Source organism: Bordetella tumulicola, assembly GCF_054779135.1.
The window spans coordinates 385,362-397,529 of sequence record NZ_BAAGYU010000003.1 but is presented as its reverse complement, the minus strand read 5'-3'; the positions used below and the strand labels follow the sequence as shown (position 1 = coordinate 397,529).

Here is a 12,168-nt window from a genome sequence, read left to right as displayed (position 1 = left end):
GCCCTTATCGATACCGACGCCGGGCACACTATTGACAGCGCCATGATCGCTGCTGCCGCCGCCCGGCTGCTGGCGGGCGAGGTGGTGGCGTTTCCTACGGAAACGGTCTATGGGCTCGGCGCCGATGCCGACAATCCCGAGGCGGTGGCGCGCATTTATGCCGCCAAAGGTCGGCCCTCCAATCATCCCGTGATCGTGCACGTCGCGCCCGGTGCGGACCTGGGCTATTGGGTCCGTGAGATCCCGCCAGAGGCACAACGCTTGATCGAGGCGTTCTGGCCGGGGCCGCTTACGCTGATTTTGCCGCGCGCCTTGCCTCGCGGAGAGATGGTCAGCGGTGGACAAGACAGCATCGGCGTGCGCTGTCCTTCGCATCCTGTTGCGCAAGCGTTGCTGCGCGCCTTTGCGGCGGGCAAGCCCGGCGGACAGGGGGGCGTGGCGGCACCGTCGGCCAATAAATTTGGTCAAGTCTCTCCGACTCATGCGGATCATGTGCGCTACGAATTTCCCGATGAGGTCGCGCAGGGCATGCCGGTACTTGATGGGGGGCCGTCCGAGGTCGGCATCGAGTCCACCATCCTGGATTTGTCGCGCTTGAGGCAGGGGGTCGGACCGGTGCTACTGCGCCCGGGCCACGTGACGCCAGCGCAGATCGAGGCGATATTGGGCCAACCGGTCAGCATGCCCGATGCCGCCGCGCCGCGTGCATCAGGCACGCTGAAAGCACACTATGCGCCGCACACGCCGCTGGAGCTCGTGTCGGCCCAGCGCCTGATAGAGGTCGCGCGCGGGCAGAATGCGCAGAATGGGCGCGTCGTCGTGGTGGCGTTTGCCAAGGCGCCTGCCGATCTGGCCCCAGAGATTGTCTGGCGGCAGGTCGAGGCCGATCCCGATCGTTACGCGCAAGTCTTGTATGCGATGCTGCGCGAGCTCGATGACGGAGGATATGCCCGCATTCTGGTCCAAGCGCCGCCAAGCGATGCGGCATGGCGAGCGGTCAACGATCGTATCGGCCGCGCTGCGGCAGCCTTCGCATTGGATACGACCGGATTCTCCAACGCGTAATCGCGGTGGTAGTGGCGATGCTGTGTATGGGGCGGTGCGCAGCGGCGCGCCAGCGCACCACTGCCGCCCTTCCAGCATGCGGTGATTTAGCATCGCTCGCACGCGAGCACGCAGGATCAGTTCACAGTGATTTGGGCTTCTTTGATGATCTTGGCGTAGCGCTCAGAGTCGGAACGCATCAGTTCGGCGAATTCCGCGGGCGTGCCGCCGGCGGGTAAGAAACCCGCGTCGGTGAATTTCTTGGTGACATCGGGCTCGTGCACGATTTCACTGATTTCCTTGGCCATGCGATCGATGATGGGCTTGGGCGTACCGGCGGGTGCCAGCAGACCCGCCCACGAACCGGTGACGAAACCCGGAAAGCCGACTTCCTCCATGGTGGGGACATCGGGGTCGTCGGGCCAGCGTTTCTTGCCTGTGAAGGCCACGACTTTCAATTTGTCCTGTTTGACGTATTGCATGGGGACCAGCACCGGGTCGAACACCATGGACACGCGTCCGGACAGCAAGTCGGTCAGGATGGGGGCGCTGCCCTTGTAGGCGACGTGTGTCATCTTGAGCTTGGCCTGCAGTGCGAAGTCGGCACCAGTCAGGTGCGCACTGGAGCCCGTGCCACTGGATGCATACGTCAGTTTGTCGGGATTCTTGCGTCCGTACTCCACCAGTTCCTTCATAGAGTTCACGGGTAGGTCTTTGGCCACGAACAGGAACAGCGGCAGGTCGGCCATGTGTACGACCGGCACCAGTTGCGAGGGCGAATACGCCAGTTTGTACAGATGGGTGTTAATCACGTAGGCGGGCAGCATGGCCAGGAAGGTATAGCCATCGGGGTCGGCCTTGGCCGCCTGCGCCGCGCCCAGTGTGCTGTTGGCCCCCGGCTTGTTCTCGATGATGATGTTTTGACCCAGTCGGGTCGACAACTTGTCCATCACGGTGCGCGTTACGGTGTCGGTCGCGCCACCCGGGGTATAGGGCACGATGACCTTGATGGCCTTGGAGGGCCAGTCCTCGGCGGCGTGAGCCAGGGCGCCTGATAGGGCGCCACCTGCCAGGGTCGCCGACAATAGGGCGATCAGCGTAGACCGGCGGGATAGTTGGACGCGGACGCCGGAAAGAGGGAATGTCATACCTTGTCTCCACTTGGTGGACAGAAACCAGAACGCACGACGCTGCGCTGTCCAATGCCCCTGGATCTGCGGGTTGGTCTTATTGCTTCTTTTAAGCTTTTAAACTCCCAGGTATCGAGCCAATTGCTCGGGTTGTGCCGCTAATGCTGGGCTGGCGCCTTCGTGAACGATGCGTCCTTTTTCCATGACGAGGCAGCGGTCGGTATGGGAAAGCACAGCCCGGTAGTTGCGGTCGACGATGAGCGTCGATATCCCGCTGGAACGAATGGTGGCGACGATTTTCCAGATTTCTGCCACGATGAGCGGAGCCAGGCCCTCGGTGGCTTCGTCCAGAATGAGCAGATCGGGATTGGTGGTCAGAGCGCGGCCGATGGCCAGCATCTGCTGTTCGCCGCCTGACAGCTGCTGGCCGCCGTGGTCGAGCCGTTCGGCCAGACGGGGGAAGGTTGCGAGGACACGGTCATAGGTCCAATCCGTTTGGCCACGGGTACCGGTACGCGCGGCGACGAGCAGATTTTCGCGCACACTCAGATTAGGAAAAACGCCGCGGCCTTCGGGAACATAGGCAACGCCCAGACGGGCGATGGTATGGGGTTGTGCGCGTGTGCAGTCCTGGCCGACGACCGAGAGCTTGCCCTGGCGGCTGCGCACATGTCCCATCAGCGTGCGGATGAGTGTGGTCTTGCCCATGCCGTTGCGGCCGACCAAGCCGACAGACTCGCCCGGCGTGATGCGTAGATCGACGCCGCGCAGGACATGACTGGCGCCGTAATAGCTGTGCAAACCGGTGGCGTCGATTAATGCGTGCATGTGCCGTCCCCGAGATAGGCGCTTTGTACTTGTGGGTTGGCACGAATATCCACGGGGTTGCCGCAAGCAATAACGCTGCCATTGACCATCACGGTGATGATGTCGGCATTGCCGAACACGGCATCCATATCGTGCTCGACCAGCAAGATGGCGTGCTCGGCTTTCAGGTCCTGCAGCAGCGTGAGTATGCGCTCCGTTTCCTCGGCGCCCATCCCTGCCAGGGGCTCGTCCAGCAGGAGAACCTGCGGGTGTCCAGCAAGGCACATGGCGATTTCCAGTTGACGCTTGTGACCGTGTGGCAGCAGGCCGGCCGGCGTACTCGCGCGACCCTCCAGGCCGGTGCGTTCCAGTGCATGGTAGGCCCGGTCACGACTGGGCGTGCATTCGTTGGCATGCCGCCACCAATGCCAGAATCTTGGGTTGTCGGCCTGTGCCGCGAGTCGGCAGTTCTCGAAGACGCTGAGCTCGGGAAAAATGGTCGAACGTTGATAGCTGCGGCCCAGGCCGTGGCGGGCGCGCTGGGGTTGCGGCCAGGCGGTGATGTCCTGGCCTTCCATTAAGACTTGGCCTTCGCTGGCCAGCAATTCCCCGGACAGGATATTAATGAGCGTGGATTTTCCCGCGCCATTGGTGCCAATGACGGCATGTACCGTGCCGCGATGCAAATCCAGCGAGACGTCATTGACGGCGACAAGTCCGCCAAATCGACGCGTAATGCCGCGCGCGGCCAGCATGGCTTCAGACATGGGGGCCTCCGGGTTGGGGAATAGATGTATGTCGGGCAACCGGGTCCGGAGATCCGGCAGAAATCGTGGCCGCGCGGTCGTCCGATGCCTCTTCGGTGTCCAGGGCCTCGGATGTTGTGGCAGGATCTCGTGCCGCGCGCCTGGCTCGCCATTGCGCGGGGATTCCCGCCAAACCATTGGGCAGCAGGGCCACCAACGCGATGATCGCCAACCCCAGTGGCAGGTGCCAGTGCTTGGCGTAGTCGCCAAACAGGGCTTGCGACTGGAATAGTTCTTGCAGGAGGATGAGGGTGACCGTGCCGAGTACGGCACCTCCCAGACTGTGCATGCCGCCCAGGATCACCATGAGCAAGACAAGCCCCGATTGTTCCCATGTCAGCAGTTCGGGGGTGACGAAGCCGTCTTTCAAGGCATAGAGAAAGCCGGCCAGTCCCGCCAGCGTGGCCCCGATGACGTAGGCGGTGAGCTTGTAGGGAAAGGTGGAGTAGCCGGCGGCCCGCATACGTTGTTCGTTCAGACGGATGCCTGTCAGGGCCGCGCCGAATGGCGAGCGTGCGAGCAGGGCCAGAAATCCCCACGTCAAAGCCAGGCAAATCACCACAAACATGTAGTAGGTGCCAGGCTCATCGAGATCAAAGGGCATCCAGCCGGCAAGCGAAACCTGAGGACGGAAATACAGGTAAATCCCGTCACTGCCGCCACCGATGTCGGTATCGTGAAAGACGTAATAGGCCATTTGTGAAAACGCCAGCGTCACCATGATGAAATACACGCCGCGTGTTCGTAACGCCAGGGCACCCGTGATCAGGGCATAGAGGGCGGCGAACGCCAGGGCCGCCGCCAGCAGCCAGATCAGCCCGCCCGCTTCGGACTCTGGCGACAGCAATGCCGCGGCATAGGCGCCGATGCCAAAGAACGCTGCATGTCCCAGGCTGATCAAGCCTGCACCGCCCACCAGTAATTGCAGGCTGAGCGCAAACATCGCGTAGATCATGACCTTGATCGCCAACCCGATGTAGTAGGCGTCACCGACCAGGGGAAAGGCCGCCAGCGCGATGAGAACGACAACGGGGAGGAGTTTGCTGAGGTGATTCATATGCTTCCCGTGCTAACCCTGCTTGAATAGCCCTTCGGGCTTGCACAGGAGAATGATGGCCATCAGGACGTACACCAAGACCCCGGCGACCGAGGGAAACAATACCTGGCCAAAAGTCTCGACCGTCCCCACCAGCATGGCCGCCAGAAAGGCGCCACGGATCGATCCGATGCCACCGATCACCACCACGACAAAGCACATGATCAGCACACTGTTGCCCATGCCTGGATAGACCGATGACACGGGCGCGGCAATAGTGCCCGCGAGCGCGGCCAGGGCGACCCCTGCCGCAAACACAATGCGGTACAGGCGATTAATGTCGATGCCTAATGAACCAATCATTTCCCGATTACTGGCTCCTGCGCGCACCATCATGCCCAGGCGGGTACGGGTCAAGACCCAATACAGCAACAGCGCGACACCGATACCGATCGCCGAGATGAATAATCGATAGACCGGATAGGTCATGACATCACCCAATGGCACGGTGCCCGAAAGCCACGCCGGTACCGGCACGCCATGGACATCGTTGCCCAGCAACAGGCTGCGGATTTCTTCGAACACCAGGATCAGGCCATAGGTCATCAACACTTGCTGCAAGTGATTGCGTCGATACAAGTAGCTGAAAAACGCCGCCTCAAGCAGGTATCCCAACGCGGTGGCCAACAGCACGCACAGCAAGAGGGTGGTGACGAAACCACCCCCCAGCCAGCGCTCTACCAGCGGGTTCAACGCGAACGCCATATAGGCACCGATCATGTAAAAGCTGCCATGCGCCAGATTGATGATGCCCATGATGCCGAAGATCAGGGTCAACCCGCTGGCGACCAGAAAGAGCAGCAGACCATGTTGCAGCGCATTCAGGCACTGAATGAGAAAAGTGCTGATATCCATATCTGCGTTCGCGTGAGCGCTTTAGAGTTTGCAGCCGCGTGCCGGGTCGGCCAATTGCTTGACCGCGACCTCGACCACGTTGTTCTTCTGGCCATCGACCTTACGCAGATAAAAATCCTGCACCGGGTTGCCGGCGGCGGACAGGGTAAATTTGCCGCGTGGGCTATCGATGGTGGCACCGCGCATGGCATCGCGGAACTTGGCCTTGTCGTCGATATTGCCCTGTACGGCGGCTAGACCGCTTTGCATGAGCTGTGCGGCATCGTAGCCTTGCACGGCATAGACGTCGGGCTGTACGTTGTTGTAGGTCTTGGCATAGTGGGCCCGGAAGTCATTGTCGCGTGGGGTATTGAGACCGTCTGCGTAGTGCAGCGTGGTCAGAATACCCTGCGCCGAGGCGCCCTGAGCGGGCAGGGTACCATCGGTGAGAAAGCCGGTGCCGTAGAGCGGGATGGTTTTTTGCAGGCCCGAGGCGTGATAGTCCTGAACGAATTTCACCGCGCCGCCGCCTGCAAAGAACGCGAATACCATGTCAGGCTTGATCGATGCGATCTCGGTCAAGAGCGATTGAAATTCCACATTGGGAAAGGGCAAGGTGAGGTCTTTGACGATCTTGCCGCCGTTCTTTTCAAAGCCTTCGCGAAAGCCCTCCATTTGCTCTGCGCCCGCCGCGTATTTCCAGGTAATGGTCACGGCGGTCTTGTGCCCCTTGGCGGCCGCGACCGGACCCATGGCGTAGCCGGGCTGCCAGTTCGAGAACGAGGTACGGAAAATGCCGGGGCCGCACATGGGGCCCGTGATCGCATCCGCGCCCGCGTTGGTGACAATGAGCGTGGTGTCGCTGCCCTTGGCGGCCTTGGCCAGCGCCATGGCGACGCCCGAGTGCACCGTGCCAATCAGGATATCCACTTGATCGCGTTTGATCAGGCGGTTGGCGTTTTCCGATGCCTTGGCCGGATTGGATTCATCATCGACCTTGAAATATTCCAGCTCGCGTCCGCCGAGTTTGCCGCCTTGTTCGGCGACATAGAGTTTGAAGCCATTTTCAATGGCTGTGCCGAGCGCGGCATAGGTGCCGCTGTAGGGCAGCATGAATCCGACTTTGATCTTGTCGGCGGCCGTTGCGTGGCCGGCCACGAGCGCAAGGGCGCCGGCCAGCAGAACCCGATTCAGGGCGTGATGCATCATGGTTTGTCTCCTAGTTATTATTGACTGGCCTATTGGCTCAATCAGGCTTATTCAGGCCGCCGATAAAATCAGCGACGGCCTAATGCGGTCATCTTATAGCGAACCGTCTTCCAGTTGTCGCAACCGGAAACGCTGAATTTTGCCGGTCGCTGTTTTGGGGAGGTCGTCGGTAAAGTTGATCTGACGCGGATACTTGAACGGCGCCAGGTGTTCCTTGACATAGTTCTGCAGGAGGGCGCCGGTGTCCGCGTTGGGTTGATAGCCAGGGCGCAACACGACGTAGGCCTTGGTTTTGGTCAGGCCGTCGTGATCGGGTACACCGATGACCGCGGCTTCAAGTACGGCCTCGTGCTGGATCAGCACGTTTTCGACTTCGATCGGCGAGACATATTGGCCGCTGACCTTGATCATGTCGTCGCTGCGGCCGGCGTACGTGTAATAGCCATCGGCATCGCAGATGTATTTATCGCCGCTTTTGAGCCATTCCCCCTGAAAACACTGGCGCGTCTTGTCGCGATTGTTCCAGTACATCAGCGCGGTACTGGGGCCTTTAATGTATAGATCGCCGATCACGTCCGGTGGCACGACATTGCCGTCGTCGTCGCGGAGTTCAACCTCATAGCCCGGTACCGGTTTACCGGTCGTGCCATAGCGCAGGCTGCCCAGTTGGTTGGACAAAAAGATGTGCAGCATTTCGGTCGAACCGATACCGTCCAGAATTTCGCAACCAAAATGGCGCGTGAAACGCTCGCCGATATCGCGCGGCAGAGCTTCGCCGGCCGACGTACAGATGCGCATGGCGACGTCTTCGCGCGAGGGCAGATCGGGACTGGCCAGCATAGTGGCGTATAGCGTGGGCACGCCGTAGAACACCGTGGGGTGGTACTCGGTCAGCCGTTTGAACACCGCCTGCGGCGTGGGGCGCTCGCTCATGACGACGACCGTTGCGCCGACCGACAGGGGAAACGTCAGGCCATTGCCCAGGCCATAGGCAAAGAACAATTTGGCGGCGGAAAAAACAACATCGTCTTCACGGATGCCCAGCACGGGCTTGGCATAGAGCTCGACCGTGTTCCAGAGGTTGCCGTGGGTATGCACGACACCCTTGGGCTTGCCGGTGGAGCCGGAGGAATACAACCAGAAGGCGATTTCGTCAGCCAGCGTGCGCACCGCGGGCACCACGGGCGCATCGGTCAGCCATTGACTGAATGCATGACCTCGATCGGGCAGGACGGCGGTAGGCTCGGACACAATGAAGTGTTCAATCTCGTGCACGCTTTTGCGCAACGCCGTCTGCAGAGTCTCGATCAGCCCGCCCGACACAAATGCTGCCCGCGCGCGACAGTGACCGGCAATGTAGGCATAGTCGTCGGGCGTCAACAAGGTGTTGACGGCCACGGGTACAACACCCGCATGCAAGGCGCCCAGAAATGCGACAGGCCAGTCCACATTGTCCTGCATCAGGAGCAATACGCGCTCTTCGCGGCGTATCCCCAATCGGCGTAATGCACCGGCGCATCGGGCGACGCGCTCGGCAAGCTCTCCATACGTCATGCGCCGCGTGTCGTCGATATAGGCCAGTTTGGCGGCACGCGGCGCATTGAGCGCGGCCAAGTGGCTGGCGAAATTCAGCTCAGTGGGGCAAGGGGTCATGGTTTGTCTCCAATTTTTTATAAGCTCGATGACGGTGCTGCCGGTCAGCCTCTTGGGGGCGGGTCAGCGCCTGTCGCCGGAGAAACGATCCCTGGATCTCGACGCGCGGGAATCAGGCGGCGGTGAATTCAATCGCGCCATTAGGTAAGAGGTACAGCACGAGCGCTTGCCCTCCTGTCACAGTGGGGCGATGGGCGCTGCCGGGACCATAGACCAGCCAGCCGGCGCCATGGCCATCAAACTGCGCGGTGTCATCCAGGGGCATGATCAGGTCAATCTCGCCCTGAGGGTGGGCATGGTGCGGGCCGGCCAAGCTGGTCATGTCCACGACATCGACCGAGAATCCGTCCAGGCCGCTATCGGGCTTGATGACGCGGCCATAACGGATGCCGGCACCCTCGCGATTGCACATCCAGCCGTCGGCCACACCCTGTCTACAGGCGGCAAAGACGTCCTGATAGAGCACGCTGTCCGGCCCGGCTTCCTGATTCAAACGGGCTTGCAGGGTATCGTCCAGGGGCTGACCGGCGATGGGGGCGGTGATGCGACGCATCAAATCGTGGAAGGCGGCTGGCGTACTGCTCATCAGAGGCTCCGATAACCCTGGGTATGCCAGGGTGAAAAAGGGGACGGACTCGTTGTCTCGTCCTTTACACTGCGGTGCCTCGGCTGCACATAGGCAATGGATTGCGCTTTGGAGTGGCGTGATCGTTGCATCGCGAGTCGAGTTAATGGAAAAATAGTGCTTCACACAAGGCAAGTCAAGCACTATAGTGCATAAAAATATGGATATCAGGGTTTTCTCGGAGCGCACATCACTATGATCCAACCGTTAGACAAGGACTCTTTGGAATCACGCCGGGAGCCATTTCTAATCGCCCTTGGGGAGCGGGTGCGGCGCTTGCGCGCGATACGGGGCATGACACGGAAAAGCCTGTCGCAGAGCACGGGCGTGTCCGAGCGGCACCTGGCGAATCTGGAGCATGGCGTTGGTAATGCATCCATCCTGGTGCTGCTGCAGATTGCCAAGGCCTTTAACTGCGCCCTGGCCGAGTTGGTGGGTGACGTTACGACCGAGTCGCCCGACTGGCTGCTGATCCGGGAATTACTCAGTGGCCGTACGGAATCCGATCTACAGCGTGCCCGCGAGGCCTTGACGCAGTTGTTCGGGATAGGGGGCGGGGCGCAGCGTCCCAACCGTTTTCAGCGTGTCGCCCTGATCGGCTTGCGCGGCGCGGGAAAATCTACGCTGGGGCCCATGCTGGCGGACGATCTGGGTTATCCCTTTGTCGAGCTCAATCGCGAAATCGAGCGGGTGGCGGGCTGCGGCATTTTGGAAATCCATAACCTGTATGGTCCCAATGCCTACCGCCGCTATGAGCGCCGGGCCCTGGAAGAAGCCGTACAGCTTTATCCGGAAATGGTGCTGGCGACCCCCGGTGGCCTGGTGTCCGAGCCCGCCACCCTGAATCTCTTGCTGGCGCATTGCTATACCGTCTGGCTGCGCGCAACGCCTGACGAGCACATGGAGCGTGTCATGGCGCAGGGCGATTTCCGTCCGATGTCGGGTAACAACGAGGCCATGGCCGATCTGAAACGCATCCTGGCTGGGCGCGAGGCTTTTTATGCCAAGGCCGATCTGACCTGGATGACCAGTGGCTTGAGTTTGCAGGAAAGCTTTGGCGGTTTGCGTGCCCAGGTACGCAAAGCGTGCGGCCTGCCTCTGTAAAACTGCATTTTTATGCATCTTCCGCTTGACTGGGAGAATATTGAGCATTAATCTGCACTTTAATTCATTAACTGCAGTATTGTTCATATCAAGACCGATCAGGAGACAGAACCATGAGCAGCTCCGAATCCCGTGTGGATTTTCAAACAGATCCGTCCCAGTACCGCCACTGGAAACTGAGTTTTGAGGGCGCGACGGCCACCCTGGCCATGGATGTCGCGGAGGATGGTGGTTTGCGCCCGGGCTACAAGCTCAAGCTCAATTCCTACGATCTGGGCGTCGACATCGAGCTGCATGATGCCTTGCAACGCATACGCTTCGAGCACCCGGAGGTGCGTACGGTCGTCGTCACGAGCATGAAGGACCGTATCTTCTGTTCGGGCGCCAACATCTTTATGCTGGGATTGTCCTCGCATGCCTGGAAAGTGAACTTCTGCAAGTTCACGAACGAGACCCGCAACGGTATCGAGGACGCCAGTCGATATAGCGGTTTGAAATTCATTGCCGCGCTAAACGGCGCGTGCGCCGGCGGCGGCTATGAGCTCGCGCTGGCGTGTGACGAGATTTTCCTGGTGGACGATCGTTCCTCGGCGGTGTCCTTGCCCGAGGTGCCTTTGCTAGGCGTGCTGCCCGGCACCGGCGGACTGACCCGTGTGACCGACAAGCGCCGCGTGCGGCACGATTACGCTGACATTTTCTGCACGCTGGTCGAAGGCGTGCGCGGGCAGCGCGCTAAAGACTGGCGTCTGGTCGATGAGGTGGTCAAGCCGGCCCAGTTCCAGAACGCCGTGCAGGCGCGCGCCGCTGAACTGGCGGCCGATAGCGATCGCCCGGCGCAGGCGCAGGGTATCAAGCTGGTGTCCCTGTCTCGCACGGAGACCCGCGATCGTTTGTCGTATCAGTACGTGGACGTCGCCTACGATCGCGAAAAGCGCCTGGCCACCTGGACCATCCGTGGCCCGCAGGCCGAGGTCGAGCAAGAGATCGATGCCATCATGGCCGCCGGCGCGGCGTGGTGGCCTTTGCAGATGGCACGCGAGCTGGACGACGCGATTCTCAATCTGCGCACCAACGAACCGGATCTGGGGACGTGGGTGTTCAAGACCGAAGGCGATATTCAATCGGTACTGGTTGCCGACGCGGCGTTGCAACAGCACGCCGACCATTGGTTCGTGCGCGAGACGGCGGGGATGCTGCGCCGTACGCTGGCACGTCTGGATGTGACGTCGCGTTCGATCTTTGCGTTGATTGAGCCGGGCTCTTGCTTTGTGGGCACGCTGTTCGAACTGGCCCTGGCCGCCGATCGTATTTATATGCTCGACGACGAGGATGCCGACGCGCCTGCGCAAATCATCGTGGGCGAGCGTAACTTTGGCGCCTATCCGCTGGTGAACGGACAAAGCCGCTTGCAACGCCGCTTTTACGAAGAAACCTTGCCCCTGGAAGCCGTGCGCGCCGCGGGAGGTCAACTGTTGTCCGCGACACGTGCACTGGAGTTGGGCTTGGTGACTTTTGCGCCTGACAGCATCGATTGGGACGATGAGGTGCGTATGGCACTTGAAGAGCGCCGCGCCTTGTCGCCCGACGCCTTGACCGGACTGGAAGCAAATTTGCGCTTTGGTGGCCGCGAAACGATGGAAACCCGCATCTTTGGCCGACTGACGGCGTGGCAAAACTGGATCTTCAATCGTCCCAATGCGTCGGGTGAAAAGGGCGCACTGAAACTCTATGGCAAAGGCGAACAAACGTCGTTTGATTGGAATCGCGTGTAGCGAGTGTGATGCATCGGGGCACGTCTGTCTCAGGGCGGCCCGGTGCTTCGGCAGATTCAAGGCCTGGTGGATTCGGGCCGAAACGCAA

11 protein-coding genes are annotated in these 12,168 nt (G+C 60.6%); 3 read left to right on the top strand and 8 right to left on the bottom strand.

What is annotated here, in order from left to right; genetic code table 11:
• The first annotated feature begins 42 nt into the window (after nucleotides 1-42).
• Nucleotides 43-1,065: an L-threonylcarbamoyladenylate synthase gene (locus ACYVDM_RS01845; RefSeq protein ID WP_415793336.1), complete on the top strand. Its 1,023-nt coding sequence runs from the start codon at nucleotides 43-45 to the stop codon at nucleotides 1,063-1,065.
• Between the two features lie 116 nt (nucleotides 1,066-1,181).
• Here the strand turns inward: ACYVDM_RS01845 and ACYVDM_RS01840 are convergent, their stop codons facing one another.
• From ACYVDM_RS01840 to ACYVDM_RS01805, 8 genes are all read right to left on the bottom strand, one after another.
• A complete protein-coding gene (locus tag ACYVDM_RS01840) occupies nucleotides 1,182-2,192 on the bottom strand; it encodes a Bug family tripartite tricarboxylate transporter substrate binding protein (protein ID WP_415793315.1) in 1,011 nt (336 codons plus the stop codon).
• Between the two features lie 99 nt (nucleotides 2,193-2,291).
• Nucleotides 2,292-3,002, bottom strand: coding sequence for an ABC transporter ATP-binding protein (locus ACYVDM_RS01835; RefSeq protein ID WP_415793316.1), 711 nt, complete (start codon nucleotides 3,000-3,002; stop codon nucleotides 2,292-2,294).
• A complete protein-coding gene (locus tag ACYVDM_RS01830; protein WP_415793317.1) occupies nucleotides 2,990-3,748 on the bottom strand; it encodes an ABC transporter ATP-binding protein in 759 nt (252 codons plus the stop codon). The genes ACYVDM_RS01835 and ACYVDM_RS01830 overlap by 13 nt, the downstream gene beginning before the upstream one ends.
• A complete protein-coding gene (locus tag ACYVDM_RS01825; RefSeq protein ID WP_415793318.1) occupies nucleotides 3,741-4,844 on the bottom strand; it encodes a branched-chain amino acid ABC transporter permease in 1,104 nt (367 codons plus the stop codon). Before ACYVDM_RS01825 ends, ACYVDM_RS01830 begins: the two co-directional genes overlap by 8 nt.
• Nucleotides 4,845-4,856: 12 nt before the next feature.
• Nucleotides 4,857-5,738 (bottom strand): branched-chain amino acid ABC transporter permease, encoded by an 882-nt coding sequence (locus ACYVDM_RS01820; protein ID WP_415793319.1) that lies wholly within the window; start codon nucleotides 5,736-5,738, stop codon nucleotides 4,857-4,859.
• 21 nt (nucleotides 5,739-5,759) lie between these two features.
• Nucleotides 5,760-6,923, bottom strand: a complete 1,164-nt coding sequence (locus tag ACYVDM_RS01815; protein ID WP_415793337.1) for an ABC transporter substrate-binding protein — start codon at nucleotides 6,921-6,923, stop codon at nucleotides 5,760-5,762.
• A gap of 96 nt (nucleotides 6,924-7,019) precedes the next feature.
• Nucleotides 7,020-8,579 carry a benzoate-CoA ligase family protein gene (locus tag ACYVDM_RS01810; protein WP_415793320.1) on the bottom strand — a complete coding sequence of 520 codons (1,560 nt, stop codon included), beginning with the start codon at nucleotides 8,577-8,579 and terminating at the stop codon, nucleotides 7,020-7,022.
• 112 nt (nucleotides 8,580-8,691) lie between these two features.
• On the bottom strand, nucleotides 8,692-9,165 hold the full coding sequence (locus ACYVDM_RS01805) for a DUF4863 family protein (protein WP_415793321.1): 474 nt from the start codon (nucleotides 9,163-9,165) through the stop codon (nucleotides 8,692-8,694).
• A gap of 234 nt (nucleotides 9,166-9,399) precedes the next feature.
• Between ACYVDM_RS01805 and ACYVDM_RS01800 the strand changes: the two genes are divergently transcribed.
• Both ACYVDM_RS01800 and boxC read left to right on the top strand, forming a co-directional pair.
• Nucleotides 9,400-10,308 (top strand): helix-turn-helix transcriptional regulator, encoded by a 909-nt coding sequence (locus ACYVDM_RS01800; RefSeq protein WP_415793322.1) that lies wholly within the window; start codon nucleotides 9,400-9,402, stop codon nucleotides 10,306-10,308.
• Nucleotides 10,309-10,421: 113 nt separating this feature from the next.
• Nucleotides 10,422-12,080 carry a 2,3-epoxybenzoyl-CoA dihydrolase gene (boxC, locus tag ACYVDM_RS01795; protein ID WP_415793324.1) on the top strand — a complete coding sequence of 553 codons (1,659 nt, stop codon included), beginning with the start codon at nucleotides 10,422-10,424 and terminating at the stop codon, nucleotides 12,078-12,080.
• The last annotated feature ends 88 nt before the right edge of the window (nucleotides 12,081-12,168 follow it).

Bases quoted from the DNA above. Each gene is read 5' to 3' on its own strand.
- ACYVDM_RS01845 (WP_415793336.1), top strand. From the start codon at position 43: ATGATCGCTGCTGCCGCCGCCCGGCTGCTGGCGGGCGAGGTGGTGGCG.
- ACYVDM_RS01840 (WP_415793315.1), bottom strand. From the start codon at position 2,192: ATGACATTCCCTCTTTCCGGCGTCCGCGTCCAACTATCCCGCCGGTCT.
- ACYVDM_RS01835 (WP_415793316.1), bottom strand. From the start codon at position 3,002: ATGCACGCATTAATCGACGCCACCGGTTTGCACAGCTATTACGGCGCC.
- ACYVDM_RS01830 (WP_415793317.1), bottom strand. From the start codon at position 3,748: ATGTCTGAAGCCATGCTGGCCGCGCGCGGCATTACGCGTCGATTTGGC.
- ACYVDM_RS01825 (WP_415793318.1), bottom strand. From the start codon at position 4,844: ATGAATCACCTCAGCAAACTCCTCCCCGTTGTCGTTCTCATCGCGCTG.
- ACYVDM_RS01820 (WP_415793319.1), bottom strand. From the start codon at position 5,738: ATGGATATCAGCACTTTTCTCATTCAGTGCCTGAATGCGCTGCAACAT.
- ACYVDM_RS01815 (WP_415793337.1), bottom strand. From the start codon at position 6,923: ATGCATCACGCCCTGAATCGGGTTCTGCTGGCCGGCGCCCTTGCGCTC.
- ACYVDM_RS01810 (WP_415793320.1), bottom strand. From the start codon at position 8,579: ATGACCCCTTGCCCCACTGAGCTGAATTTCGCCAGCCACTTGGCCGCG.
- ACYVDM_RS01805 (WP_415793321.1), bottom strand. From the start codon at position 9,165: ATGAGCAGTACGCCAGCCGCCTTCCACGATTTGATGCGTCGCATCACC.
- ACYVDM_RS01800 (WP_415793322.1), top strand. From the start codon at position 9,400: ATGATCCAACCGTTAGACAAGGACTCTTTGGAATCACGCCGGGAGCCA.
- boxC (WP_415793324.1), top strand. From the start codon at position 10,422: ATGAGCAGCTCCGAATCCCGTGTGGATTTTCAAACAGATCCGTCCCAG.